Genomic DNA, 26,747 nt, shown 5'->3' on the forward strand with positions numbered 1-26,747 from the left:
TCAGGCGGTGTACCGGTCTCCCGTCAACTCGTTACCGGCGAAGGGCCCGACACCGCGGGTCAGTTGAAGCTGGGTGGTGCGGATCTTGCGGATGGTGCGGCGCCCGAGGCGGCGTCCGCGCGCGGTACCGCTCAAGGTGCGGACAGGTATAGTCCACTCTTCGCCACGCGGGCAAGATCGAGAACATTCCCGTCCGCCATCTTTCCCGAGTTGAGACCTGTTTCGATTCCCTCCTTCCGCCGAATTACCCCGAGTTCCTCCGGAATCCCCGACTCCCCTTGACACCCAGGGGCAGACGTACGTTACTTGTCGCTGATATCCACAACCTGACAACGTTGTCGGCCTGTTCGCCTGTTGAGAGGTCCGTGTGCGCCGCAGCCCGCAACCCCCTACCCGGTCCGCCGCCGGGTCCGGACCCGCAACCCGGCTCCGCCGCGGACCCAGGGTCCGACCGCGGGCCTTATCCCGTCGCACGGCCACGCGGCGCCGGACACTCGCCGCACTCCTCGCGCTGCTCGTCACCTCCACCGCACAGGCCACCACCGCCGTCGCGGCACCGGACCCGGGCACCGGCCCGCGGGCCACCCGTTTCACCTCCTCCTTCGAGGCGGACACGCCACCGCCGGACTGGAACGACACCGTCGAGACCGGGCCGGACGGCAGGCCCCGCGCCGACGGAGTCACCGCCGACGGCCGCCCCGGACTGGCCACCCGCACCGGCGGCGGACCCGAGTCCTCGCCCACCGCCAAGACCGGCGCCGGCTTCACCGGGGCCCGCGCCCTGCGCTTCGCGGGCGACCACGCGGCACCGGGCCGCGGATACGCGTACAACAAGATCTTCGACGTCGACGTCACCGTCACCCGCGACACCGTGCTCTCCTACCGGCTCTTCCCCCAGATGACCGGAGAGGACCGCTCCTACGCCGCCACGCACGTCGCCGTCGACCTCGTCTTCACCGACGGCAGCCGCCTCGGCGACCTGCGCGCGGCCGACCAGCACGGCACCCGGCTGACCCCGGCCGCGCAGGGCGCCGCCAAGACCCTGCACGTCAACCAGTGGAACAACGTCGAGGCCCGGATCGGACAGGTCGCCGAAGGCCGGACCGTCGACCGCGTCCTGCTCGGCTACGACGCGCCCTCCGGACCGGCGAACGGCTCCCGCGCCTTCGCCGGCTGGCTCGACGACCTGCGGCTCGCCCCGCAGCGGCCGGCCGCCCCCAAGGCCCACCTCTCCGACCACGTCCGCACCACCCGGGGCACCCTCTCCAGCGGCTCCTTCTCGCGCGGCAACACCTTCCCCGCCACCGCGGTCCCCCACGGCTTCAACTTCTGGACGCCGGTGACCGACGCAGGCGCCAAGAGCTGGCTGTACGAGTACGCGCGGAAGAACAACGCCGACAACCTGCCCGCGCTGCAGGCCTTCAGCGCCAGCCACGAGCCCAGCCCCTGGATGGGCGACCGGCAGACGTTCCAGGTGATGCCCTCGACCGCGAAGGGCACCCCCAGCGCCTCCCGTACCGTCCGCGCACTCCCCTTCCGGCACTCGGAGGAGACGGCCAGGCCGCACTACTACGGCGTCACCTTCGTGAACGGGCTGCGCGCCGAGGTCACCCCGACCGACCACGCGGCGATGATGCGCTTCACCTTCCCGAAGCGGGACGCCGCCGCGCTCCTGTTCGACAACGTCGACGACCACGCGGGCCTCACCCTCGACACCCGCCGCGGCACCGTCAGCGGCTGGTCCGACGTGCGCAGCGGGCTGTCCACCGGCGCGACCCGGATGTTCGTGCACGCCGAGTTCGACGCGCCCGCCACCGGCGGCAGCAAGCTGAAGGACGGCGGGAGCAAGGATGCCGCGGGCTATCTGCGCTTCGCGCCGGGAGCGGACCGCACGGTCACCATGCGGATAGCCACCTCGCTGATCAGCGTCGCGCAGGCGAAGGCCAATCTGCGCGCCGAGGTCCCCGCCGACCACTCCTTCGCACAGGTGCGGAAGCGGGCCCAGTCGCGGTGGGACGATCTGCTGGGCGTCATCGAGGTCGAGGGCGCCACCCCCGACCAGCTCACCACGCTCTACTCCAACCTCTACCGGCTCTACCTCTACCCCAACGCGGGCCACGAGCGGGTCGGCGGCCGGACCCGCTACGCCAGCCCCTTCTCCCCCGCCACCGGTCCGGACACCCCCACCAGAACCGGTTCGAAGATCGTCGACGGTGAGGTGTACGTCAACAACGGCTTCTGGGACACCTACCGCACCACCTGGCCCGCCTACTCCCTCCTCACCCCGAAGCAGGCGGGGAAGATGGCCGACGGGTTCGTGCAGCAGTACAAGGACGGCGGCTGGATCTCCCGCTGGTCCTCCCCCGGCTACGCCGACCTGATGACCGGCACCTCCTCCGATGTCGCCTTCGCCGACGCCTACCTCAAGGGTGTCGACTTCGACGCGGAAGCCGCCTACGAGGCCGCCGTCAAGAACGCCACCGTCGCCCCGCCCGATCCCGGCGTCGGCCGCAAGGGCATGACCACCTCTCCCTTCCTCGGCTGGACGAGCACCGACACCAAGGAGGGGCTGTCCTGGGCTCTGGAGGGCTACCTGAACGACTTCGGGATCGCCCGGATGGGCAAGGCCCTCTACAGGAAGACCGGCAAGAAGCGCTACCGGGAGGAGTCGGCGTACTTCTCCCAGCGCGCCCGCGGCTACGTCCACCTCTTCGACAAGAAGACCGGCTTCTTCCAGGGCCGGAAACCCGACGGCTCCTGGCGGCTGTCGCCGCAGGAGTACGACCCGCGCGTGTGGGGCTACGACTACACCGAGACGAACGGCTGGAACTTCGCCTTCACCGCGCCCCAGGACACCCACGGCCTGGCCGCCCTGTACGGCGGCCGCGCGGGCCTCGCCGAGAAGCTGGACCGCTACTTCGCCACCCCGGAGACGGCCGAGCAGAAGTACGCGGGCAGCTACGGCGGGGTGATCCACGAGATGACCGAGGCCCGCGACGTGCGGATGGGCATGTACGGGCACAGCAACCAGCCCTCGCACCACATCCCGTACCTGTACGACGCGGCCGGGCAGCCGTGGAAGACCCAGGCCAAGGTCCGCGAGGTGCTCTCCCGGCTCTACGTCGGCAGCGAGATCGGCCAGGGCTATCCCGGCGACGAGGACAACGGCGAGATGTCGGCCTGGTACGTCTTCAGCGCACTGGGCTTCTACCCGCTGGTCATGGGCTCCCCCGAGTACGCGGTCGGCTCACCGCTGTTCACCAAGGCCACCGTCCACCTGGAGAACGGCCGGGACCTGGTGGTCGAGGCGCCGAAGAACAGCGCCGAGAACGTCTACGTCCAGGGGCTGAAGGTCGACGGCAAACGCTGGAACTCCACCGCGCTGCCGCACAGGCTGCTGGCCGACGGCGGCACCCTGGAGTTCGCCATGGGCCCGAAGCCGTCGAAGTGGGGCTCGGGCCGCGACGCGGGACCGACCTCGCTCACCCGCGGCGACCGGGCGCCGACACCGGACGGGGACGTGAGCGAGCCGGGTGACTCCCCGCTGCTGGACGACACCTCCGCGACGGCCGCGGACGCCGCGTCCGGCCCCGTACCGGTCGCGGACGGTGCCCGCGTCACGGCGTACACCCTCACCTCCGACGACCACACCGAGGCACCCGGCGGCTGGCGGCTGCAGGGTTCCCGGGACGGCAAACGCTGGCGCACCCTGGACCGGCGCGCGGACGAGAGGTTCCGCTGGGACAAGCAGACCCGCGTCTTCACCCTCCCCCGCAGCGTTCACTACACCCGCTACCGCCTGCTCCCGGCCACCAAGGACAGCCGCCTCGGCGAACTCGAACTCCTGGGCAGCCGCTGACCGGTGCGCCGGGCGCGGGACGGGCGGTCCAGGGGTGCACCCCCCGGCGGACGGGAATCGCACGTACGGCCGGAAGAGCCCGGTGGTCAGCGCATGAGAGCTCGCAGCAGTCGTACGTAGCGACTCCAGCGAGCGGCGCTGGTCACCTCGCCCGAACAGGCCAGTTCGGCACGGTCCAGGCTGTCCTCCAGGCAGGCGTCGTGGAGCGGGCGGAAGAGGAGCGGCCAGGTGAGGCGCACCGGGCCGCGGGCGGTCATGGCGAGGGTGTGGCGCAGCAGCGTGTGCTCCTCGTCGACCGCCAGGGCCGCGTACTCGTGGAATCCGTGGAAGCCGCGCGGTCCGCTGAAGGTGAAGCGCACCCATAGCGAGGGGACATGCACGGCGACGGTGTAGCGGACCGGGCCGTGGCCGCCGGCCGCCCCGGTTGCCAGGGGGCGGTCGAGGACCATCGCCGGCCAGCCGGCCTGCGGCCACAGCTGGTCGTCGCTGCTCGCCAGAGTGTCTATCAGTGCTCCCGCCTCGCTTCGCTTCGCGGCCAGCAGGCGCTCGTGCACGTTGTAGACGGCCATGCGTCCTCCCCGGGCTCTAATTAGAGGCGTGTCTCTAATATTGTCGAGAGTACCCTCCCGTTCATGGCACGACCATCCCGCTTCGATGTGCAGCAGCTGCTCGACGCCGCCGTGAAACTGGCCGCCGCGGGAGGCCCGGCCGCGGTGTCGATGTCCGCGGTGGCCATGGAGGTGGGCGCCCCGAGCGGTTCGGTGTACCACCGGTTCGCCGGACGTGCCACGCTGCTCGCCGAGGTGTGGCTACGGACGGTGGAGAACTTCCAGGAGGGCTACTTCGCGGCCATCGAAGCAGGTGTCGACGCGCGGCAGGCGGGGTGTGCGGCCGCACGCCATGTCGTCGCCTGGAGCCGGGCCCACCCGCAGGAGGCCGCTCTGCTCCTCTACGGCGCCGAGGAGTTCGGACGCGCGGACTGGCCCGAGGAGCACCGCCGGCGGGCGGACCGCGGCAACCGGCGCGTGCGCGACGCCCTCGCCTCCCTCGCCGCCGCCCTGGGCGCCGACTGCCGGCAGGCCACCGAGCGGGTCGCGCTCGCCGTGATCGATCTCCCGCTCTCGCTGGTCCGTCGCCACTTGAGGGCCGGCGCCTCTCTCCCCGCCTACGCGGAGGACCTCGCCGAGGAGTGCACCGCCGCGTTGCTCGGCTCGCCCACGGCATCGGCGTCCGTGCCGACGGCGCCGGCCACCGGCTGAAGAGACGTCTCTCCTGCCGGGAGGGAAAGCAGCGAACACAGCACGGCGGGCCGCACCCTCCAGGGGTGCGGCCCGCCGTTCAAGCGGTCGGTCCGGTCAGTCGCGGATGAGCGACCGCAGGACGTACTGCAGGATGCCGCCGTTGCGGTAGTAGTCGGCCTCGCCGGGGGTGTCGATGCGGACGGTGGCGTCGAACTCGACGCCGGTGTCCGTGGTCACCTTCACCGTGGCGGGGACGTCACCGTCGTTGAGGGCGGTGATACCGGTGATGGAGAAGGTTTCCTCACCGGTCAGCCCCAGGTCGAGCGCCGAACCGCCGGTGGGGAACTGCAGCGGCAGGACGCCCATGCCGATCAGGTTCGAGCGGTGGATGCGCTCGTAGGACTCGGCGATGACGGCGCGCACGCCGAGCAGCGCGGTGCCCTTGGCCGCCCAGTCGCGGGAGGAGCCGGAGCCGTACTCCTTGCCCGCGAGGATGACCAGCGGGGTGCCCTGCGCCTGGTAGTTCTGCGAGGCGTCGTAGATGAAGGAGACCGGAGAGCCGTCCTGGGTGAAGTCCCGGGTGAAGCCGCCCTCGGTGCCGGGCGCGATCTGGTTGCGGAGCCGGATGTTGGCGAACGTGCCGCGGATCATGACTTCGTGGTTGCCGCGGCGGGAGCCGTAGCTGTTGAAGTCGCGGCGCTGGACGCCGTGCTCGGTGAGGTACTGGCCCGCGGGGGTGTCGGCCTTGATGGCACCGGCCGGGGAGATGTGGTCGGTGGTGACCGAGTCGCCCAGCTTGGCCAGCACCCGGGCGCCGGAGATGTCCGTGACCGGCGCGGGCTCCATCCCCATGCCCTCGAAGTACGGGGGCTTGCGGACGTAGGTGGACTCGGCGTCCCACTCGAAGGTGTTGCCGGTGGGCACCGGGAGGGCCTGCCACTGGGCGTCGCCGGCGAAGACGTCGGCGTAGTCCTTGGTGAACATCTCCTGGCCGATGGCGGAGGCGACGACCTCCTCGACCTCCTGCTCGGAGGGCCACAGGTCGGCCAGGTAGACGGGGTTGCCGTCCTGGTCGGTGCCCAGCGCGTCCTGGGTGATGTCCACCTTCATGGAGCCGGCCAGCGCGTAGGCGACCACCAGCGGCGGGGACGCCAGGTAGTTCATCTTGACGTCGGGGTTGATCCGGCCCTCGAAGTTGCGGTTGCCGGAGAGCACCGAGACGACGGCCAGGTCGTTGTCGTTGACCGCCTGGGAGACCTCCTCCGGCAGCGGGCCGGAGTTGCCGATGCAGGTGGTGCAGCCGTAGCCGACGAGGTTGAAGCCGAGCTTGTCCAGGTAGGGGGTGAGCCCTGCCCGGTCGTAGTAGTCCATGACGACCTGCGAGCCGGGGGCCAGGGTGGTCTTGACCCAGGGCTTGCGGGTGAGGCCCTTCTCCACCGCCTTCTTGGCCAGCAGCGCGGCGCCGACCATGACGTACGGGTTGGAGGTGTTGGTGCAGGAGGTGATGGCCGCGACGGCGACGGCGCCGTGGTCGATCTCGTAGGTCACCCCGTCGGGGCCGGTGACCTGGACCGGCTTGCTCGGCACGCCGTTGGAGACGGCCGGCGCGTCGGAGGCCGGGAAGGACTCCTTGCCGGCCTCGTCGGTGTCGGCCTCGGAGACGTAGTTGACGACGTCCTGGCCGAACTTGTGCGCGGCGTCGGCGAGCGCGATGCGGTCCTGCGGCCGCTTCGGGCCGGCGATCGAGGGGACCACCGTGGCCAGGTCCAGCTCCAGGTACTCGCTGTACTCCGGCTCCTGGGCCGGGTCGTGCCACAGGCCCTGCTCCTTGGCGTACGCCTCGACCAGGGCGAGCTGGTCGGCGCTGCGGCCGGTCAGCCTGAGGTAGTTGATGGTCTCCTCGTCGATCGGGAAGATCGCCGCGGTGGAGCCGAACTCGGGCGACATGTTGCCGATCGTGGCGCGGTTGGCCAGCGGCACGGAGGCCACGCCCTGGCCGTAGAACTCCACGAACTTGCCGACGACACCGTGCGCGCGCAGCATCTCGGTGATGGTGAGCACGAGGTCGGTGGCGGTGGTGCCGGTGGGCAGCTCACCGGTGAGCTTGAAGCCGACGACCCGCGGGATGAGCATCGAGACGGGCTGGCCCAGCATCGCGGCCTCCGCCTCGATGCCGCCGACGCCCCAGCCCAGCACGCCGAGGCCGTTGACCATGGTGGTGTGCGAGTCGGTGCCGACCAGCGTGTCGGGGTACGCCTTGCCGTCCCGGACCATGACGGTGCGGGCCAGGTGCTCGATGTTGACCTGGTGCACGATGCCGGTGCCGGGCGGGACGACCTTGAACTCGTCGAAGGCGCCCTGGCCCCAGCGCAGGAACTGGTAGCGCTCGCGGTTGCGGCCGTACTCCAGCTCGACGTTCTTCTTGAACGCGTCGGAGGTGCCGAAGGTGTCGGCGATGACGGAGTGGTCGATGACCAGCTCGGCCGGGGCGAGCGGGTTGATCCGGTCGGCGTCGCCGCCCAGCTCCTTGACGGCCTCGCGCATGGTCGCCAGGTCGACGACGCAGGGCACGCCCGTGAAGTCCTGCATGATCACCCGGGCCGGGGTGAACTGGATCTCCTGGCTGGGCTGCGCCTTGGGGTCCCAGCCGCCGAGCGCGCGGATGTGGTCGGCGGTGATGTTCGCGCCGTCTTCGGTACGGAGCAGGTTCTCCAGCAGGACCTTCAGGCTGTACGGCAGCCGGGCGGAACCCTCTACTTTGTCCAGCTTGAAGATTTCGTAGGACTCGTCGCCCACCTGCAGCGTGCTGCGGGCGTCGAAGCTGTTCGCCGACACGACAGTCTCCTTCAGTGCCTTGAGTGCATCGGCCGCCGGTGCGCTATGGTGAGCGGGAGATGAAGTTAGGTAAGCCTTACCGTCCTTACCGAACCGGTTCTCGCCCTGCGACAGCGACCGCGACGTATGCCGTCGCCAGTTATCTCGATGTCGAGATAACTCTAGTACACGACCGGCCGCCGGTCATGCCTGCCCCCGGGTGCCCGCCGCGAGCCGCGCCGACACCCGGCCCGCGGTGCCGATACGCGGCGCGCTCCCCCGCGCCGCGGGCTCCCGGGGCCGGCCGCGGGGTGCACGGTCTCCGGGGCACCCGACCGAGCGTGCGGGACGGACGGCCCGCGCGGGGGTTCCCGACTCCGCGCGGAGCAGGCGGTTTCGCCCACCCCGCGCAAACGGCCGTGCCACACCCGGCGCGAAACAGGCCGTTCGGGGCTGCCTACCCGGACGCGCGCCGCATCCCCTGGACCCGGGGCCGCCGCTGCCGCACAGTGTCCCCGTGTCCACCGCGAACCCACACGAACCCGCACCCCGGGACGCCGGGGAACCGCCCGAACCCGCACTGAAACGTGCCATCGGTCCCAAGCTGCTCATCCTGTTCGTGATCGGGGACATCCTGGGCACCGGCATCTACGCCACCACCGGCAAGGTCGCCGGAAAGGTCGGCGGAGCCCTGTGGCTGCCGTTCGCGATCGGATTCGTGGTGGCCCTGCTGACGGCCGCCTCGTACGTGGAACTGGTCGGCAAGTATCCGAAGGCCGCCGGAGCGGCGCTCTACACGCAACGCGCCTTCAAGGTGCCGTTCCTGACGTTCATCGTCGCCTTCATGGTGATGTGCTCAGGGCTCTCCTCCGCGAGCGCGGCGGCACTGGCCTTCAGCGGCGACTACCTGGACGAGCTCACCGGCGGGGCCGTACCACCCACACTCGTCGCCGTCCTGTTCGTGCTGGCCCTGGCCGCGCTGAACCTGCGCGGCGTCTCGGAGTCCGTCAAGGCCAACATCGTCTTCACCCTGGTGGAGCTCACCGGCCTCGTGATCATCCTCGGCATCGGGGCCGCCGCCGTCCTGTCCGGAACCGGCGAACCCTCCCGCCTCGGCGACCTGGAGACCGGAGGCACCGGCTACGCGCTGTTCTCCGGAGTGCTGGGCGCCACCGCGCTGGGCTTCTTCGCCTTCGTCGGATTCGAGGACTCGGTCAACATGGCCGAGGAGACGGTGGATCCGCAGCGCACCTTTCCCCGCGGCATCTTCATCGGCGTGGCGGTGACCGGAACCGTCTACGTGCTCGTCGCGCTGGTCTCCTCGCTGCTCGTCCCGACGGCGACCCTGGAGGAGTCCAGCGGACCGCTGCTGGAGGTGGTCAAGGCGGGCGGCGTGCACTTCCCGCAGCAGCTCTTCGCCGTGATCGCCCTCTTCGCCGTCTCCAACTCGGCCCTGATCAACATGATGATGGCCTCCCGGCTGTGCTACGGCATGGCCAACGAACGCATCCTGCCCCGCGCGATGGGCAAAGTCCTCCCCGGGCGCCGCACACCCGTCGTCGGCATCGTCTTCGTGACGTTGCTCGCCCTCGGGCTGGTGTCGACCGGCGAGATCGCCGGGCTGGGCGACACCACCTCCTTCCTGCTGCTGTGCGTCTTCGCCGTGGTGAACGTGGCGGTGCTCGTGCTGCGCCGCGACCGTGTCGAACACCGGCACTTCCGGGTACCGACCCCGCTGCCCGTGCTGGGCGCCCTGACCGCGCTGGTCCTGGCCAGCCCACTCGCCGACCGAGCCACGGGGGTCTACGTCAGGGCGGGCGTCCTGGTACTGCTCGGTATCGCGCTGTGGGCGGTGAACGTGCTGGTCCGCAAGGCGGGCGGCGAGAGCTGAGCGACCCCGCGGCACCCGGCACCGGGTGGCGGGGCGGCACCCGGCACCCGGCTGGGGGAACCGGCCGCGCCCGGTGCCGGTGCGGCCCCTACCGTTCGTACGAAGGGCCGCCGAGGGCCCGCCCCGACGTCACTGCACCAGGCGGAGCCCGCCCGCAACCCGGATGCGGCATTCAGGCGGTTGCCGGACGAATCGCCGCCGCCACACCACCCCCAGGTGCGTTCCTATCTCAGATCTGAGATACATTCGTCTCCATGACCGACGACTACCTCGCCCGTATCGGGCAGTTGATCCGCGACGCCCGTCAGCATCGTGGCTGGACCCAGTCGCAACTGGCGGAGGCGCTCGGCACCAGCCAGAGCGCCGTCAACCGGATCGAGCGCGGGAACCAGAACATCAGCCTTGAGATGATCGCCCGGATCTCCGAGGCTCTGGACAGCGAGATCGTGTCCCTGGGCTACTCCGGCCCGATGCACCTGCGCGTGGTCGGCGGGCGGCGGCTGTCCGGCAGCATCGACGTCAAGACGAGCAAGAACGCGTGCGTGGCGCTGCTCTGCGCCTCACTGCTCAACTCGGGTCGTACGGTACTGCGTCGGGTCGCGCGCATCGAGGAGGTCTACCGGATCCTGGAGGTGCTCTCCTCCATCGGCGTCCGCACCCGGTGGATCAACGGCGGCGCCGACCTGGAGATCGTGCCGCCCGCCGAACTGGACCTGGACTCCATCGACCACGAAGCCGCGCGCCGCACGCGGAGCATCATCATGTTCCTCGGCCCGCTGCTGCACCGCATGGACCGCTTCCGCCTCCCCTACGCGGGCGGCTGCGACCTGGGCACCCGCACCGTCGAGCCGCACATGAGCGCTCTGCGCCACTTCGGGCTGGCGGTGACCGCGACGGAGGGCATCTACCACGCCGAGGTGGAAGCGGGCGTCGCCCCCGCCCGGCCGATCGTACTGACCGAACGCGGGGACACCGTCACCGAGAACGCCCTGCTGGCCGCGGCCCGCCACGACGGCGTCACGGTCATCCGCAACGCCTCGTCCAACTACATGGTCCAGGACCTGTGCTTCTTCCTGGAGCAGTTGGGCGTCCGCGTCGAGGGCGTCGGCTCGACGACGCTGACGGTGCACGGCGTGCCCGTCATCGACACGGACGTGGACTACTCGCCCTCCGAGGACCCGGTCGAGGCGATGAGCCTGGTCGCCGCCGCCGTCGTCACCGAGTCGGAACTGACGGTGTGCCGGGTGCCGGCCGAGTTCATGGAGATCGAGCTGGCGGTGCTGGAGGAGATGGGCCTCGACTTCGACCGCAGTGCGGAGTACCCGGCCGACAACGGGCGGACCAGGCTGATCGATCTGACCGTGCGGCCCTCCAAACTCGAGGCGCCCATCGACAAGATCCACCCGATGCCGTTCCCCGGCCTCAACATCGACAATGTCCCCTTCTTCGCGGCCATCACCGCCTCCGCACAGGGCAAGACCCTCATCCACGACTGGGTCTACGACAACCGCGCCATCTACCTCACCGACCTCAACCGGCTCGGCGGCAGGCTCCAACTCCTGGACCCGCACCGGGTCCTGGTCGAGGGCCCGACCCGCTGGCGGGCCTCCGAGATGATGTGCCCCCCGGCGCTGCGCCCCGCGGTGGTGGTCCTGCTGGCGATGATGGCCGCGGAGGGCACCTCCGTCCTGCGCAACGTCTACGTCATCAACCGCGGCTACGAGGACCTGGCCGAACGCCTCAACGAGGTGGGCGCCCAGATCGAGACGTTCCGCGACATCTGACGGGCCATCGACTGCCGCAGCGCCCCGCCCGAACCGCGCCGATGCACGGTGCAGCGCCGGACGAGGGCGCGGCGGCAGCCGCAGGACGCTTCCGCACGGTGCGGATTCCCACTCCTGCGAGATCCCCACTCACAGCGGCCTGGATGCCAGGGGATCCCTGGAAATCCTGTGGCTGCGGGCCCGGCGAGGACGGCCGTGGCCGGAGATGTCCACGGTCTGCCCCACCGGACGGCGCCTCCAGTGGCGCGGCCCCTTCGGACTGTCACCGGAACTCGTGGGTCACCTGGATCTCGCCGACGATGTGCGCGTTGAAGTCCTCCAGTTCCGCTGCCGGAACCCACAGTTCGAGGATGGTCCGTCCTCCTGCCTGCTGCACGGGGTATCGGCTCAGGAACTCCGACTCGACCTCGAAGCGGGTGACGAAGCCGGCACCGCTGTGCCGCACGTTCCAGTCCCGCGCGATCTTGATGGCGTAGTTCTCGTCGAGGACCGGATAGAAGATCGGCTGCTCGGGCAACCGTGGTGGCCAGGCACGCCAGTTCAGCTTCCGGACCAGGTCCAGCTCCTCGGGTCCGGTGGGGCGCCACAGCGTCGTCGTCGCTCGCCGAGCGGTCATGTGCATCGCTCCGATCGCGGCGAGGTGTGGGGAAGCTGGTCCGGGGAGACTACGGCGGCAGGGTCGCTGCGGCCACGCGATTTTCCCCGCAGGGCATCGTTATGGCGAGTGCAGCGCGAGCCGGTTCAGCAGGAAGGGCGGGCCGGATCAGCAGGACCGGCCGCGCTGCGGGTCGTACCGGGCAAGATCCAGTCCGGGTGCCGGGGCAGGATCCCGGCCCAGGGCGAGGCGGGCGGCGAGGGCGCCGGCGTAGGGGCCGGTCGTCAGGCCGCCCGAGCCCAGTCCGGTGGCGACGACCAGTCCCGGGGTCCCGGGGACGGTGCCCAGCAGCGGCTCGCCGTCCGGGCTCACCGGGCGGAAGCCCACCCGGGTCTCCAGGTGTTCGGCGTCGGCGAGGCCCGGCGCCACTGCCAGGGCGTGCCGCAGGACTTCGGCGAGGCCCGCGGCCGTGGTGCGGTGCGCGAAGCCGGTGCCGTCCTCGCGGGTGGCCCCGGCGACGACCCGGGAGTCGTCGAAGGTGAGCAGGTAGTGGCCGGTGCCCGCGGGGAGGACGACGGGCCAGGGTCCGGTCTCGGCTCCCGGCAGGCGCAGGTGCACGAGCTGCCCGCGCTGCGGGACGACGTCGAGGCGTATCCCGGCGGGCTCCAGCAGCTCAGCGGACCAGGCGCCCGCCGCGGCGATCACCGCGTCGGCCTCGACCAGTTCACCGGCCACCCGCACGCCCCGAACACGTGCGCCGCGGAGTGCGAGGCGGGCGGTGCCGCTCATGCTGCGCAGCCCGCGCCGCTCGGCCGTCGAGACGAGTGCGGCGCGCATGCTGCGCCCGTCGAGCCGGGCGGCTCCGGTCAGGTGCAGCGCCGTGCCCCGGAAGCCGTCGCCCCGGTGAGCGAGCGCCGGGAAAAGTCGCCGCGCCTCGTGTGCGTCGACGGTGGTGGCCTCTCCCGCATTCGGGTCGGCAGCGGCGCGTGCGGCCACCCGCTCTTCGATCCCGGTGGCCGTCTCGCGGTCCGGCGGGAGCAGGACGAGGGCACCGACCCGGCGGTGGCCGACCTCGCGCACGCCGTCCTCGGCGAGTGCCGCGAGCAGGCCCGGGTAGTACTCGGCACCGGCCACGGCCAGGGGGTCCGCCACCCGGCCCGTCCAGGGGCAGATGATCCCCGCCCCGGCCGCGGTGGCACGGCCCGCGTGCCCGGCGTCGACCAGCACGGTCTCGGCTCCCGCGCGCACCAGTTCGTGGGCGGCGGCCGCTCCGACGATTCCGGCCCCGATGACGACAACCCGCACTCTTCCTCCCGCGATCCGTCCCTGCCCGTCGCGCTGTCGGGCGCCACGTCACCACTCGGGTGATCCCGCGTCAACGGTTCCTCGTGCCAGTGGCGTCGGCCGACTGTGGCACAGGCCGCGCAAGAGTGCGGCGGCGGCCAGTTGGAGCGCCGCGATCAGTAGGAGCAGGGACGGGGGCGGCAGCGGTGCGAGGGCACCGGCAAGCGCGGTCCCGGCAGCACCCGCGGTCAGCTTGAGCCCCGCGCCGAGTGTGAAGACCTGGGCGCGGGTTCCTTCAGGGGCGTGGACGGCGCGGAGGCGCAACGTGGCGGACAGCAGCGGGCCCTCGCCCAGTCCCGCGCACAGGAACAGCACGGCCGTCCACGCGAGGGACGGGGTGAGGGCGGCGCCTGCCAGCCCGGCGGCCGTCACCAGCAGTCCGAGGCGCGCCGAGCGGGCCGGGCGGGGCGCGCCGGGCCATCGTGCCGCCACGAGGGACCCGGCGAGCCCTCCGACGGCGAACGCCGTCATCAGCAGTCCGCCGCCGCCGGACGCACCCCGGGCCTGGGCGAGCAGCACGGCGGTGACGGGGAGCGCACCGGCGCCGAGGAAGGCTACGCAGGTCGCGAGGGTGAGGGTGGCGAGTTGCGGAATGCGCCACAGGACGCGGAAGCCGGTGCCGAGTTCGCGGGTCCGGAACCGGTGGGCCGGGAGGGGTGGCCGGTCGGCCGCGCGCAGCCGCAGCGTTGCGCACAGGAGGGCCGCGCAGCCCGCCGAGATCGCGAGCAGCACCGTGGCCAGGGCCGCTGAGGACAGGGCGGCCGTGGCGGCGACGGCAGCCGGTGCGGTGACGGCTGCGGCGTTGTAGGTGGCTGCGTCGTACGCGTAACTGCGGTCGCGGACGCGGCTGGTGCGGCCTCCGGTCGGGTCTTCGGCTCCGCCGGTGCGGTCGCCGTCGCCGGGACTGCCCGGGGTCGTACGGCCCCGGCTGCCGTCGCCGCCCTCGGTGCCTGCGCGCTGCCCGCGCGTCTCGGCGAGGAGGCTGGAGAGGCCGCCGGTGACGAGCGGGCCGGCGCTGCCTCCGGCGAGGGCGACGGCGAGGGTGAGCGGCAGTGGTGTCCGGCCTGTCGTCAGTGCCAGCAGGGCGAGCGCCGTGCCGAGGAGGGCGAGTGCGCACCCGTGCAGCAGGCGCGGAGCGCGGGTCCGTTCGGCCAGTGCGCCGACGAGCGGGGCGGCCAGCGCGTGCGGGGCCAGCCAGGCCGCGAGGACGAATCCGCCCAGCGCCGGGCGGCCCGTCCGCTCCGCGGCCAGCAGAGCAAGCGCGACGCCGACCCCTTCGTCGGCGAATCGCGCCAGGAAGGCCGTGGCCAGATACGTCCTCAGCAACGCTGCTGCTCCCCTCCCCCGGTGCGGGCGGCCTGTGGCACAGGGCCTCGCACGGCGCGTCCGGTGGTCCCGGAGGTCTGTCGGCGCCGTATGCCGAACCGATCGCCAAGTAACGGCTTCACCGTATAATGCGTTACATGAAGGAGCATGGCGAGTCGCGGGACGGATTCCGGCCCGGTGAGCGGCTGATCGACCTCGCGAACGCGGTACGGGAGGATCCCGCGCTCCCCCGCGACGCGATGGCGGCCCTCCTGCGGCGGCGGCACGGCGAGTCGGAGGAGGAGCTGCGCAGCCTGACGCACGCCGAAGCGGGCGCACTGCGCCGCGCGGTGGTGGAGCTGACGGAGCGGGTACTGGCCGAGACCGGTACCGACCGTGCGGCCGAGGCGCTCAACGCGCTGCTGGAGCGCTGCGCGGCCCGCCCCCGGCTGAGCAGGCACGACGGCCACGCCTGGCATCTGCACGTCGACCGGGGTGACGACGCGAACTGGGCGGACTGGTTCACGGCGGCGGCGGCGCTGGCGCTGGCCCGGCTGCTGAGCGAGCAGGGCGGCACCGCCTGGGGCGAGTGCGCGGCACCGGGCTGCCGGCGGCTCTACCTGGGCGGCGGGCCCGGTGCACCGCGCCGCTACTGTTCCCGCCCGTGCGCCACCCGCACCCGGGTCGCCGCGCACCGGCACCGACAGCGCGGCGGGCAGCAGGCCGGGCCGGAGAGCCGGGAGCAGACCGGGCCGGGCGGCTGACCCCGCCCCACGACCCGGCCGTCCCGCGACCTCGCGTCTCCAGGGTCAGGGCAGCACCCCCGGGTCAGGGCAGCACCGCGAAACCGTCCAGTTCGATCCGGGCCTCCTCGTCCCACAGCCGTACCGCGCCGATGACCGCCATCGCGGGATAGTCGCGTCCGGCCAACTCCCGCCAGATCCGCCCCAGTTCGGCTGCGTGCGCGCGGTACTCGGGAACGTCCGTGGTGTAGACGGTGACGCGGGCCAGGTCCGCCGGGGTGCCGCCGCACGCGGCCAGGGCCGCCAGCAGGTTGCCCAGCGCGGTGCGGAACTGGTCGGGGAGGGTGTGCGCGGCGACGTGGCCCGCGCTGTCCAGTGCCGTCTGGCCCGCCAGGAACACCAGCCGCGAACCGGTGGCCGTCACGGCGTGCGAGAAGCCGCTCGGCGGGGCGAGTTCCGCGGGGTTGACCCGGTGCAGTGCGCTGCCGTCGGCGGATTCGGGGTTCACAGCCGGTCCTCCCCCGCCTCGTCCGCGGCCCGGCCGGCGGCCGCCCCCGGCGGATCGTCCCGGGCGGCCATCCCCCCACCGGAAGCAGACCCCTCCCCCGCACCGGCCCCGTCCGTGGTCACGTCCGGGTCCGCGGAGCGCTCCCGGTACAATTCCTTGGCGATCAGGGAGCGCTGGACCTCGCTGGCGCCCTCGTAGATGCGCGGCGCCCGTACCTCGCGGTAGAGGTGTTCGAGCAGGTGGCCCCGCTGGAGGGCGGCGGCTCCGTGGATCTGGACGGCCGCGTCCACCACGTCCTGCGCGGTCTCGGTCGCCAGCAGCTTGGCCATGGCGGAGCGGCGCGCCAGGTCCGCGCCTTCGCCGTCGCCGGCGTCGTAGGCGCAGGCGGCGGCGTACACCAGCAGCCGCGCCGCCTCGGTCCGGGTCGCCATCTCCGCCAGCCGGTGCGAGACGGACTGGAGGTCGCGCAGGGTGCCGCCGAACGCGGTGCGGCCGTCGGCGTGTTCGAGTGAGGCGTCCAGCGCGGCCTGGGCCATGCCGATGGCAAAGGCGCCGACGCTGGGCCGGAACAGGTTGAGGGTGCGCATGGCGACGCGGAATCCGCCGCCCGGCGCGCCCAGGAGGTCGGCCCGGGTGACGGGGACGGCGTCGAAGGTGAGGGTGCCCAGGGCGTGCGGGGCGAGCATGTCCAGGGGTTCGCCGTGCAGTCCGGGCCGGTCGGCGGGGACGAGGAACGCGGTCACGCCGCGGGCTCCGGGGGCCTCGCCGGTGCGGGCGAAGACCGTGTAGAAGTCGGCCCAGGGTGCGTTGGAGATCCAGGTCTTGGTGCCGGTCAGCCGCCAGCCCTCCGGGCTGCCGGCCGGGTCGTCGGCGCGGTTGCCGCCGTCCGGTTCCGCGTGCAGTGCCAGTGCTGCCGCGTCGCTGCCCGCGCCGGGCTCGCTCAGCGCGAAGGCCGCCACGGCCCGCCCTTCGGCGACGGCCGGCAGCCAGCGGGCTCGCTGTCCGGCGGTTCCGGCGTCGGCGACGGGTCCCGCGCCCAGCCCCTGGAGGGCGAGGGCGGTCTCGGCCTGCGGGCAGGAGTAGGCCAGCGACTCGCGCAGCAGGCACAGGTCGAGCGCGCTGACGCGGCGCCACGGAGGTGCGGCGGGAACGGCGCGGGCGAGCAGTCCCAGTGTGCCCAGTTCCTGAAGGAGCGGACGGTCGACGCGCCCCTTTTCGCAGCGGGCGGCGAGTGGGGCGAGCTGTTCTCCGAGCGTGCGCAGGCGGGCGCACCAGGCGCGCTGCTGCGGAGTGAGTGCGAAGGCGGTGGTCATGGCGGCTCCCCTCGGCCGTGGCCCGGTGCGGGGTTCCGCGCGGACCGGTTCCGGTACTGTCACCGACTCCCTGTCTATCGCGGACCATTGACTGCCGTCACCAACACGTTACGCTCGACGCCACGCGCCGGACCGGCGCCGCCGGCGGTCGCGGGCCGCCGGCCGAGTTCGGAGGACCGCCCGCGAGGGGGTAGCCCGGTGATGGATCCGACTCCGTCCGCGCACGTCGACACCTTCGCCCGGGACCATCTGCCGCCGCGCGACCAGTGGCCCGTCCTGCTGCTGGACGACCCGGCCCCGGCCTACCCCGCGCGGCTCAACTGCGGTGCCGAACTGCTGGACGGGACCATCGAGCGGCTGGGCGCCGACCGGCCCGCCTTCCACACCGGCGGACTGCCCCCCGCTCCCGGCGCGGACCCCGGCCTGGCACCGGCACCCCGGCGCACGTGGTCGTACGGCGAACTGCGGGCCACCGTCGACCGGCTCGCGCACGTCCTCACCCGGGACCTGGGCGTGGTGCCCGGCAACCGGGTGCTGCTGCGCGGCCCGACCAGTCCGGAGCTGGCCGCCTGCTGGCTGGCGGTGATGAAGGCGGGGGCCGTGGCGGTGACGGTCCTGGCCGCCCACCGGGCGGGCGAGTTGGCGACCGTCTGCCGGCTGGCGCGGGTCTCGCACGCGCTGTGCGACGTGCGGTCGGCGGACGAACTGGTCAAGGCAGAGGTGCGCGGGCTGCGCAGCGGCCTGTTCGGTGGCGGTGGCCCGGACGATGTGCTGCGGATGGCCGCCACCCGGCCGGACCGGTTCGAGGCGGTGCCCACAGCGGCCGACGACGTGGCGCTGATCGCCTTCACCTCCGGGACCACCGGCCGCCCGAAGGGCTGCGCGCACTTCCACCGGGACGTCCTGGCCGTCGCGGACACCTTCGCCGCGCGGGTGCTGCGCCCGCACGCCGACGACGTGTTCGCCGGAACGCCGCCGCTGGGCTTCACCTTCGGGCTGGGCGGACTGGTGATCTTCCCCCTGCGGGTGGGTGCCTCGTCGCTGCTGGACCAGTGGGGCGGTGCGGCCCGCACCCCGGAGGCGATCGCGGCGCACCGGGTCTCGGTGCTGTTCACGGCGCCGACGGCCTACCGGGCGATGCTGGCGCGGCTGGCGGCCGAGCGCCCCGGCGAGGCCGGTGCCTGTGACCTGTCGTCGCTGCGCCGCTGCGTCTCCGCGGGCGAGCATCTGCCCGCCGCCACCTGGGAGGCGTGGCGCGAGCGGACCGGGTTGCGGATCATCGACGGGATCGGGGCGACGGAACTGCTGCACATCTTCCTCTCCGCCGCCGACGACGCGATCCGGCCCGGCCGCACGGGAGTTCCGGTCCCGGGGTTCCAGGCGCGCATCGTGACGGCCGACGCGCAGGGGGCGTTGGTACCGGTGCCGGACGGCACCCCGGGGCTGCTGGCGGTCCGCGGGCCGGTCGGCTGCCGCTACCTGGCCGACGAGCGGCAGCGCGGCTACGTGCGCGAGGGGTGGAACATCACCGGGGACACCTACGTACGGGACGCGGAGGGCTACTTCCGGTTCGTGGCACGCGCCGACGACATGATCATTTCCGCCGGCAGCAACATCTCGGGCCCCGAGGTCGAGGAGGTGCTGCTGCGCCACCCGGAGGTGAGCGAGGTCGCCGTGGTCGGCTGCCCGGACGAGCAGCGCGGGCAACTGGCCGTCGCGCACGTCGTGCTCGCCGCGGGCGGCACACCGGATGACGGGACGGCGGAGCGGCTGGCGGCGCACGTCCGTGCGGAGCTGGCCGCTTACAAGTGCCCGCGCCGGTTCGTCTTCACCTCCGAGCTGCCCCGCACTCCCACCGGCAAGCTGCAGCGCTTCCGGCTGCGGAACGCCGGTCCGCCGGAGGGGCCCGGCACCGGCCGGGCCTAGAGTGACGGCGTGGTCCAGAACGTGTTTCCGCAGCTCGACGAGGCAGCGCACTCCCCGCGCGGCTCGCTCCGCAAGCCCTCGCCCGGCTCCCTCGTCCTCTCCTTCTACGGCGCCTACGGGCGCGAGCCGGAAGGCGGGGGCGCCGTACCGGTCGCAGCGCTGATCCGGCTGCTGGGCACCCTCGGCGTCGACGCGCCGTCGGTCCGCTCGGCGGTCTCCCGGCTGAAGCGGCGCGGACTGCTGGCCGCCGACAGACCCGGCAGCAGAGCGGCCGGATACCGCCCCTCGCCCGCTGCCGCGCAGCTCCTCGCCGACGGCGACCACCGCATCTACCACCGCCCCGAACCGGACGGCAGTTGGCTGCTGGCCGTCTTCTCCGTCCCGGAGAGCGAACGCGACCGACGGCACGTGCTGCGCTCCCGGCTGGCCCGCCTCGGCTTCGGCACCGCCGCACCGGGTGTGTGGATCGCGCCCGGGCACCTGGAGGCCGAGACCCGGCACTCGCTGGAGCGGCTGGAACTGGCGCCGTACGTGGACCTGTTCCGGGGCAGCCACACCGGTTTCGCGCCGACCGCCGAAGCGGTGGCCCGGTGGTGGGACCTGGAGGCCATGGCGGAGGGCCACCGCGCGTTCCTCGCCGTGCACGAGCCGGTGCTGCGCCGCTGGGAGCGCCGCAGCCGGGTGCCCGCTGAGGCCGCTTACCGGGACTATCTGCTCGCGTTGGACGCCTGGCGGCGGCTCCCGTACGCCGATCCGGGCCTGCCGTCGGCGCTGCTGCCCGCGCGGTGGCCGGGTGAGCGGTCGGCGAAGGTGTTCGCCGGGCTGCACGCGAAGCTGCGTGACGCGGGGTACGGGTATGTGCGCGAGGTGTACGCGGAGACGCCGGGCCGCTGAGGTGCCGGGGCGCGCCGGGGTGCCGCCGGGGACGGTGAGCAGCGGCCGGGGCCGCACCGGGATGCGCCCGGGGCTGCGGACCGCGGGCTCAGCGGCCTCCGTCGTCCCACGGGCCGCGGTCGTCTCCGGTCTCGCCGGTCCACCGGTCGTCGGGCGGCGGGTCGCCCTCGGCCGGCTCGTCCCACCAGCGGTCGTCGGGCTCCCGGCGGTTGCCCACGATGGCGGCGAGCGGCGGGAGGACCATGGCGACGGCGCACATGGCGACGGCGGCCGGCACCGACCACAGCCGTACGAAGGCCCAGGCGCTGATGAACAGCACCAGGCAGATGGCCATCAGCGTGAAGTACCGCCGCCGCCTCCGTGCGTACATACTTCCAGCGTACGGCGGCGCGTGGGGCCCGTCAGGCGGAGCGGACGGCGAAGCGCAGGGCGAGTTTCTCCAGCGCGTCGGCGGTGGCCTCCGGGTCGGTGAGCGGGCTCAGATGGTGCGCGGTGCGCCGCAGCACCCGGTGCCCGAGGGCCTCCACCCGCATCGCGGTCTCCTCGTAGCGGGGACTGAGTCGCAGATAGGCCGTCCGGGCGGGGTCCGGGTCCGGGACGGCGGCCGGGGCGGGCTCCTGGAAGTAGGCGAGCGGCAGCCGCGGGAGGCCGGCGCGGAACCGTTCGCGCAGCGCCGGATCGGGTACCGCGTCGATCAGGTCCTGCTCGGCGAAGCAGATGTCCCAGGGCGGCAGCACACCGTCCTCGGCCAGCTCGCGCAGCCGTGCGGCCTGCTCCGGCGGGAGGGCTGCCAGCCCGCTCCGCCCCGGGAGCGGCCACGGCGCGTCCACGTAGACCGTGCCGGCCACGGTGCGCGGCCGGCGGTGCCTGCCGGTGAGCAGTTCGCGGAGCGCGGGCAGCAGGGCACCTGCGGCGCTGTGCCCGGCCAGGACGACGGGGGCGCCGGTGCCGCTGCCCGGCGCGGCGAGCTGGCGGGCCACGGCGTCGAGCAGTTCGGGGTAGTAGGGTCCCGCGGCGTCGAAGGCCGCGGTCAGCGAGGGAACGCTCACCGTGCGGCCCCGTACCCGCAGCGCCCCGGCGACGGGTTGCCAGAAGAGGTCTCCGGCCAGCGGATCGTGCACCAGCACCAGTTCGGCCTGGTTCAGAGCGGGCACATTCCTCCCCTTTCCGGCTTCGGCGGGCGTGCGCGCCGGCTCGCCCGTCCGCGCCCCGGAGGCACCTTCCCCAGAGGCGGGGGATCGCGAACGGACCGCTCAGCCTAGACCCGTACGGGCCGGCGGGGCCTGGGGATTACTACATACCGCGCAGAATGTAGTGGCAGGGGCTACAGCGACAGGCGGGGCTTCGGCGCATCGGTGCGGCCGGTGGGGGGCCTGCGGCTGCCGGCCCGGTACGGCTCGGGCCACGGTGCGCCCGGCCCCTCGTACTCCTGCTCGGCCGCCGCGTGCAGCGTCCAGTGCGGGTCGTACAGATGCGGCCGGGCCAGCGCGCACAGGTCCGCGCGCCCGGCGAGGAGCAGGGAGTTGACGTCGTCCCAGGAGGAGACGGCACCGACGGCGATGACCGGGATGCCCAGCCGGTTGCGGATGCGGTCGGCGAACGGGGTCTGATAGGAGCGGCCCAGCGCGGGGCGCTCGTCGGCGACGACCTGTCCGGTGGAAACGTCGATGGCGTCCGCGCCGTGCTCGGCGAAGGCGGCCGCGATCCGGACCGCGTCCTCTCCCGTGGTCCCGCCCGGCGCCCAGTCGGTGGCGGATATCCGCACCGTCATGGGGCGTTCGGCGGGCCAGACCTCGCGCACCGCGTCGAAGACCTCCAGCGGGTAGCGCAGCCGCGCCGCCAGCGGGCCGCCGTAGCCGTCGGTGCGCCGGTTGGTCAGCGGGGAGAGGAAGCCGGAGAGCAGGTAGCCGTGTGCGCAGTGCAGCTCCAGCAGGTCGAAGCCCGCGCGGGCTCCGCGTCGTGCCGCGGCGGTGAACTCCTCCCGGATGGCGGCCATCCCGGCGGGGGTCAGCTCCTGCGGGGTCTGGTTGGCGCCGGGCCGGTAGGGCAGCGGGGAGGCGGCGACCAGCGGCCAGTTGCCCTCGGGCAGCGGTTCGTCGATGCCCTCCCACATGCGTCTGGTGGAGCCCTTGCGCCCGGAGTGGCCGAGTTGCAGACCGAGCGCGGCGGTCGGGGACTGGCCGTGCACGAAGGCGGCGATCCGCCGCCAGGCCGCCTCCTGTTCGTCGTTCCACAGCCCCGCGCAGCCCGGCGTGATGCGGCCCGATTCCGAGACGCACACCATTTCGGTCATGGTCAGCCCGGCTCCGCCCAGGGCCCGCGCGCCCAGGTGGACGAGGTGGAAGTCGCCGGGCACGCCGTGCTCGGACCTGTACATGTCCATCGGGGAGACGACGACGCGGTTGCGCAGTTCCAGTCCGCGCAGCCGGAAGGGGGTGAACATGGGCGGAGTACCCGGCGGGATCCCCGCCTCCCGTTCCGTCGCGGCGACGAAGGCGGGGTCGCGCAGCCGCAGGTTGGCGTGGGTGACACGGCGGCTGCGGGTCAGCAGGTTGAAGGCGAACCGGTGCGGGGGCTGCGCGACATGGTCGGCCAGCTCCTCGAACCAGGTCAGACTGGCGTGCGCGGCGCGCTGGGTGGAGCGCACGACCGGCTTGCGCTCGGCCTCGTAGGCGGCCAGCGCGGCGGGGAGGTCGGGCTCCTCGTGCAGACAGGCCGCGAGCGCCAGGGCGTCCTCGACGGCGAGTTTGGTGCCCGAGCCGATGGAGAAGTGCGCCGTGTGCGCGGCGTCGCCGAGCAGCACGATGTTCCCGTGCGACCAGTGCTCGTTGACGACGGTGCGGAAGGCGGTCCACCGCGAGCGGTTGCCGTGCAGCGTCCGCCCGCGCAGCGTCCCGGGGAACAGCGCGGCGCACCGGTCGGCCGCGGCGCGCTCGTCCAGCCGGTCCAGCCCCGCCGCCCGCCACACCTCCTCGCGGGCCTCGACCACGGCGGTCGAGCGGTCCGGCGCATAGGGGTAGGCGTGGAGCTGGAGGATGCCGTGCGGGGTCTCGGCGATCTCGAAGCGGAAGGCGTCCGGCGCGAAGTCGGCGGACAGCCAGATGTACCGGCAGCGGTGGGTGGTCAGCGCGGGCCGGAAGACGTCGGCGTGCGCGGCCCGGGTGGCACTGTGCACCCCGTCGGCGGCGACGACCAGGTCGTGGTCGCGGGCCAGTTGGGCGGCCGGGGGCGCCTGGGTGCGGAAGCGCAGCACCACGCCGAGCCCGCGGCACCGCTCGTGCAGCACCGACAGGAGCGTGCGGCGGCCGAGTGCCGCGAAGCCGTGCCCGCCGGAGGTGAGGGTCCGGCCGCGGTGGACGACCTCGATCGCGTCCCACCGCACGAGATGTTCGCCCAGGGTGGCGAAGACCTCCGGGTCGGCGTTCTCGATCCCGCCGACGGTCTCGTCGGAGAGGACGACGCCGAAGCCGAACGTCTCGCCCGGGGCGTCGCGTTCGTAGACGGTGACCTCGCGCGCCGGGTCGAGCCGCTTGAGCAGCAGCGCGGCGTACAGTCCGCCCGGACCGCCGCCGATGACGGCCACGCGCAGCGCCCGCCTTCCCGGAGGTGGCGCCGGGTGCGCCGCGGTCACGGCCTGCTCACCGGCCCCGCCAGGACGGCGGGCGCTTCTCGGTGAAGGCCGCGTGGAACTCCTGGTAGTCCTCGCCGTGCATCAGCAGTGCCTGGGTGGCGGCGTCCAGTTCGACGGCGCCGGACAGCGGGAGGTCCAGCTCGGCGGTGAGCAGCGCCTTGGTCTGCGCGTGGGCGAGCGCGGGGCCGTCCGCGAGCCGCCGGGCCAGGGCGTCCGCGGCCGCCCCTGCCTCGCCTTCCTCGACCAACTGGCTGAGCAGCCCGATCCGTTCCGCCTCCGGTGCCCGTACCGGCTCCCCCAGCATCAGGATGCGGGTGGCGTGGCCGAGCCCGACCACCCGGGGCAGCAGATAGGCAGCGCCCATGTCGCCGCCGGAGAGGCCGACGCGGGTGAAGAGGAAGGCGAACCGCGCGGTGGGGTCGGCCACCCGGAAGTCCGCCGCGAGCGCGAGTACCGCGCCCGCGCCCGCCGCCACCCCGTGCAGGGCCGCCACGACAGGGAACGGCGCCTCCCGCAGGGCGCGGACGACCTGGCCGGTCATCCGGTTGAACTCCAGCAGTCGGGCGGTGTCCATCCGCAGTGTGGCGCCGATGATCTCGTCCACGTCGCCGCCCGAGCAGAAGCCGCGCCCCTCGCCGGCCAGTACCAGGGCCCGGGTGCGGTCGCGGTGCGACAGTTCGGCGAGCAGGTCGCGGAGGTCGGCGTACGCCTCGAAGGTGAGTGCGTTCAGCTTCTCCGGCCGGTCGAGCGTCACGGTGGTGACGCCCTTCTCCTCGGCGACCCGCAGATGCCGCCACTCCTCGGTGCGCTGCGCAGATCCGGTGAACGGGCTCATCGCGCGGCCTCCGTCGCTCCGTCGGCAAACCGTCGGCCCGCCGCCAGTTCGGGCGGGCCGGCCACCGCGTCGAACGTATCACTGGAATCTGACTGCCGTCACGAGTGCGCGATAGACAGGGCGGACCCGGGGGCCGGAACCCATGGCCGCCGCAGCGCTCTCCGCCGTCGCCTGTCATCCGATCGGGGGAGCGCGCAGGTGCGGGAACGGTTCGCCTCGCGGGGGCGTGCATACGGTCCCCGACATGCGAGCGGCAGAGCACGGCGGCGGAACTGCCGCCACCCTGGACAGCCGTGCGGACGGCACCGACGGTCCCGCGGACGACTCCGGCCACCCCGTCGGCGACCCCGGCGGGCCCGGCGGCACCGCGGGCCTTCCCCGTACCCCCGCGAACGGCTCCGCCGACGGGCCAAACCGGGCGGCGCGGGCACCTGCCGTCAGCGCCCTGCACCTGTCCGCCTTCCGCGCGTTGCGCACCCGCACCGTTCCGCTGGGGCCCGTCACCGTACTGACGGGGCCCAGCGGCACCGGCAAGTCCACCGTCCTGGAGGCCTACGAGGCCCTGGCCCGACTCGGCCAGGGCAGCCCGCTGGACGAGGTCTTCGACACACCGGCCCCGCACTCCGCCGGGCACTCGCCCTACGTACCGCGGACCGCGCGACCCGACCGCCAGGGGCGGCGCGGCTTCCGGCTCGGCTGCACCGTGGCGGGCCCGTCCGGACCGCTGCGCTTCGACGTCGCCGTACAGGCGGAGCCCGAACTGCGCGTGGTGGGCGAACGGTTGTCCGACAGCCGCGGCGGGACGCTGCTCTCCACGGCGCTGCGGGACCCGACACGGCGCGCAGTGGCGGCCACCTGTCCGGCGGCGGGGGCGCCGCGGACACTGCGGATGCCCGACGACCGGCTGACCCTGCCGCTGCTGCCGCTGCGGGTCGCCGGGACGACGCCGGAGGAGCAGGTGCTGCTGGAGGCGGTAGAACAGGTCGTGGTCGCGCTGCGCTCGGCCTTCGCCTGCGCGCCGGTGCCCGCGCGGATGCGGCAGCCGGTCGCGGCCCGGGACGGAAGGCTGCGCGGCGACTGCGGCAACCTCGCGGACGTCCTGCGGCGCACCCGGACGGAGTGCGGTACCCGGCACGCGGCCCTGCTGGCGGCGGTGCGGGAAGGCTGTGCCGGGCCGGTCGCCGGGCTGCGCGCGGACCCGGCCGGGCGCGGCCGCGGTCCGGAGTCGGAGTTGGTGCGCGGCGTGCTGGTGCGGGACGACGGCGGGCCGGACACGCCTCTGGAGTGGCTGGGCGAGGGTGAGTTGCGGTTCACGGCGCTGGCACTGGTCCTGCTGACCGGGCCCGGGGTGCTGTCGGTGGACACCGTGCACGAGGTCCCGGCCGCGCGGCAGGCGCTCACGGTGCTGGCGGACGGCGCGGACCGGGGGCTGGACGGGCGGCAGGCGGCCGAACTGCTCGCACTCGCCCGGCGGATGGCGGAGCGCGGCCATGTGCGGCTGCTGGCGACGAGTACGGCCGGCGGTGCGCTGGCCCGGGAGGCGGCGCTGAGCGGCGGGCCGCTGCTGGTAGACCTTGGGGGGTGAACGCAGAGCACGACGAAGCAGACGTGGCACCTACCGGCGGCCCGGGCGGGGCCGGCAGCGGCCAGGAGGCTGTCCGCACGGTCGCGGAACTCCAACGACGACTCGCCCGGTTCGCCGAGGCGCGGGACTGGGGGCAGTACCACACCCCCAAGAACCTGGCGGCGGCACTGAGCGTGGAGGCGGCCGAACTGGTCGAGATCTTCCAGTGGTTGACTCCGGAGCAGTCGGCGCGGGTGATGGCGGATACCGAGGGTGCCGCGCGGGTCGAGGACGAGGTCGCGGATGTCCTCGCGTATCTGCTGCAGTTCTGCCACGTGGTGGGGGTCGACCCCCTCGCGGCACTGGAAGCGAAGATCGAGAGGAACGAAACGCGTTTCCCGGAGCCCGGAACCGGTCACTCTATGGAGTGAAGAACTTCGTCACACGAGCCTTTTATCCAGAGAATTCCGAAACCTCTCGGCGGAGCTGACCCATTTCAG

At 73.2% G+C, this 26,747-nt stretch carries 21 protein-coding genes; 9 read left to right on the plus strand and 12 right to left on the minus strand.

Annotated features, from left to right (window positions below):
- Positions 1-135 carry a hypothetical protein gene (locus tag P2424_RS21280; RefSeq protein ID WP_276477347.1) on the minus strand — a complete coding sequence of 45 codons (135 nt, stop codon included), beginning with the start codon at positions 133-135 and terminating at the stop codon, positions 1-3.
- A 232-nt stretch (positions 136-367) separates the two neighbouring features.
- Here P2424_RS21280 and P2424_RS21285 point away from each other — a divergent pair, with 232 nt between their 5' ends.
- Positions 368-3,859, plus strand: a complete 3,492-nt coding sequence (locus P2424_RS21285; protein WP_276477348.1) for a GH92 family glycosyl hydrolase — start codon at positions 368-370, stop codon at positions 3,857-3,859.
- A gap of 86 nt (positions 3,860-3,945) precedes the next feature.
- Here P2424_RS21285 and P2424_RS21290 read toward each other — a convergent pair whose 3' ends face one another.
- On the minus strand, positions 3,946-4,428 hold the full coding sequence (locus tag P2424_RS21290) for an SRPBCC family protein (RefSeq protein ID WP_276477349.1): 483 nt from the start codon (positions 4,426-4,428) through the stop codon (positions 3,946-3,948).
- A gap of 63 nt (positions 4,429-4,491) precedes the next feature.
- Between P2424_RS21290 and P2424_RS21295 the strand changes: the two genes are divergently transcribed.
- Positions 4,492-5,118 carry a TetR/AcrR family transcriptional regulator gene (locus P2424_RS21295; protein WP_276477350.1) on the plus strand — a complete coding sequence of 209 codons (627 nt, stop codon included), beginning with the start codon at positions 4,492-4,494 and terminating at the stop codon, positions 5,116-5,118.
- Between the two features lie 96 nt (positions 5,119-5,214).
- Here the strand turns inward: P2424_RS21295 and acnA are convergent, their stop codons facing one another.
- On the minus strand, positions 5,215-7,935 hold the full coding sequence (gene acnA / locus P2424_RS21300) for an aconitate hydratase AcnA (protein ID WP_276477351.1): 2,721 nt from the start codon (positions 7,933-7,935) through the stop codon (positions 5,215-5,217).
- A 559-nt stretch (positions 7,936-8,494) separates the two neighbouring features.
- On the opposite strand from acnA, the gene P2424_RS21305 reads away from it, so the two are divergent.
- Positions 8,495-9,805 (plus strand): APC family permease, encoded by a 1,311-nt coding sequence (locus P2424_RS21305; protein ID WP_276479063.1) that lies wholly within the window; start codon positions 8,495-8,497, stop codon positions 9,803-9,805.
- A gap of 254 nt (positions 9,806-10,059) precedes the next feature.
- A complete protein-coding gene (locus tag P2424_RS21310) occupies positions 10,060-11,589 on the plus strand; it encodes a UDP-N-acetylglucosamine 1-carboxyvinyltransferase (RefSeq protein WP_276477352.1) in 1,530 nt (509 codons plus the stop codon).
- 262 nt (positions 11,590-11,851) lie between these two features.
- On the opposite strand, the gene P2424_RS21315 is transcribed toward P2424_RS21310, so the two are convergent.
- The 3 genes from P2424_RS21315 to P2424_RS21325 form a co-directional block, all read right to left on the minus strand.
- Positions 11,852-12,205 carry a hypothetical protein gene (locus tag P2424_RS21315; protein WP_276477353.1) on the minus strand — a complete coding sequence of 118 codons (354 nt, stop codon included), beginning with the start codon at positions 12,203-12,205 and terminating at the stop codon, positions 11,852-11,854.
- Between the two features lie 147 nt (positions 12,206-12,352).
- Positions 12,353-13,489: an FAD-dependent oxidoreductase gene (locus tag P2424_RS21320; RefSeq protein WP_276477354.1), complete on the minus strand. Its 1,137-nt coding sequence runs from the start codon at positions 13,487-13,489 to the stop codon at positions 12,353-12,355.
- 48 nt (positions 13,490-13,537) lie between these two features.
- Positions 13,538-14,854 carry an MFS transporter gene (locus P2424_RS21325; protein WP_276477355.1) on the minus strand — a complete coding sequence of 439 codons (1,317 nt, stop codon included), beginning with the start codon at positions 14,852-14,854 and terminating at the stop codon, positions 13,538-13,540.
- A gap of 137 nt (positions 14,855-14,991) precedes the next feature.
- Here P2424_RS21325 and P2424_RS21330 point away from each other — a divergent pair, with 137 nt between their 5' ends.
- Positions 14,992-15,597 (plus strand): CGNR zinc finger domain-containing protein, encoded by a 606-nt coding sequence (locus P2424_RS21330; protein WP_276477356.1) that lies wholly within the window; start codon positions 14,992-14,994, stop codon positions 15,595-15,597.
- Positions 15,598-15,661: 64 nt separating this feature from the next.
- Here P2424_RS21330 and P2424_RS21335 read toward each other — a convergent pair whose 3' ends face one another.
- Together P2424_RS21335 and P2424_RS21340 are read right to left on the minus strand one after the other, a co-directional pair.
- The gene (locus P2424_RS21335) at positions 15,662-16,084 is read right to left on the minus strand and encodes a Rid family hydrolase (protein WP_276477357.1); all 423 of its coding nucleotides are present in this window, start codon (positions 16,082-16,084) and stop codon (positions 15,662-15,664) included.
- Complete coding sequence (locus P2424_RS21340) at positions 16,081-17,397, minus strand: acyl-CoA dehydrogenase family protein (RefSeq protein ID WP_276477358.1); 1,317 nt, start codon at positions 17,395-17,397, stop codon at positions 16,081-16,083. The genes P2424_RS21335 and P2424_RS21340 overlap by 4 nt, the downstream gene beginning before the upstream one ends.
- A 201-nt stretch (positions 17,398-17,598) precedes the next feature.
- Between P2424_RS21340 and P2424_RS21345 the strand changes: the two genes are divergently transcribed.
- The gene (locus tag P2424_RS21345; RefSeq protein WP_276477359.1) at positions 17,599-19,323 is read left to right on the plus strand and encodes an AMP-binding protein; all 1,725 of its coding nucleotides are present in this window, start codon (positions 17,599-17,601) and stop codon (positions 19,321-19,323) included.
- Positions 19,324-19,332: 9 nt separating this feature from the next.
- Positions 19,333-20,217 (plus strand): PaaX family transcriptional regulator C-terminal domain-containing protein, encoded by an 885-nt coding sequence (locus tag P2424_RS21350; protein WP_276477360.1) that lies wholly within the window; start codon positions 19,333-19,335, stop codon positions 20,215-20,217.
- A gap of 88 nt (positions 20,218-20,305) precedes the next feature.
- Here P2424_RS21350 and P2424_RS21355 read toward each other — a convergent pair whose 3' ends face one another.
- From P2424_RS21355 to P2424_RS21370, 4 genes are all read right to left on the minus strand, one after another.
- The gene (locus P2424_RS21355) at positions 20,306-20,587 is read right to left on the minus strand and encodes a DUF3099 domain-containing protein (protein ID WP_276477361.1); all 282 of its coding nucleotides are present in this window, start codon (positions 20,585-20,587) and stop codon (positions 20,306-20,308) included.
- A gap of 31 nt (positions 20,588-20,618) precedes the next feature.
- Complete coding sequence (locus P2424_RS21360; protein ID WP_276477362.1) at positions 20,619-21,371, minus strand: hypothetical protein; 753 nt, start codon at positions 21,369-21,371, stop codon at positions 20,619-20,621.
- A gap of 170 nt (positions 21,372-21,541) precedes the next feature.
- Positions 21,542-23,848 carry a bifunctional salicylyl-CoA 5-hydroxylase/oxidoreductase gene (locus tag P2424_RS21365; protein WP_276477363.1) on the minus strand — a complete coding sequence of 769 codons (2,307 nt, stop codon included), beginning with the start codon at positions 23,846-23,848 and terminating at the stop codon, positions 21,542-21,544.
- A gap of 7 nt (positions 23,849-23,855) precedes the next feature.
- The gene (locus P2424_RS21370; RefSeq protein ID WP_276477364.1) at positions 23,856-24,683 is read right to left on the minus strand and encodes an enoyl-CoA hydratase family protein; all 828 of its coding nucleotides are present in this window, start codon (positions 24,681-24,683) and stop codon (positions 23,856-23,858) included.
- A gap of 244 nt (positions 24,684-24,927) precedes the next feature.
- On the opposite strand from P2424_RS21370, the gene P2424_RS21375 reads away from it, so the two are divergent.
- Positions 24,928-26,268, plus strand: a complete 1,341-nt coding sequence (locus P2424_RS21375) for an ATP-binding protein (RefSeq protein ID WP_276477365.1) — start codon at positions 24,928-24,930, stop codon at positions 26,266-26,268.
- Positions 26,269-26,291: 23 nt separating this feature from the next.
- The gene (locus P2424_RS21380) at positions 26,292-26,678 is read left to right on the plus strand and encodes a nucleotide pyrophosphohydrolase (protein WP_276479064.1); all 387 of its coding nucleotides are present in this window, start codon (positions 26,292-26,294) and stop codon (positions 26,676-26,678) included.
- The last annotated feature ends 69 nt before the right edge of the window (positions 26,679-26,747 follow it).

Origin of the sequence: Streptomyces sp. WMMB303 (genome assembly GCF_029351045.1) — a bacterium.
Taxonomy (GTDB): Bacteria; Actinomycetota; Actinomycetes; order Streptomycetales; family Streptomycetaceae; genus Streptomyces.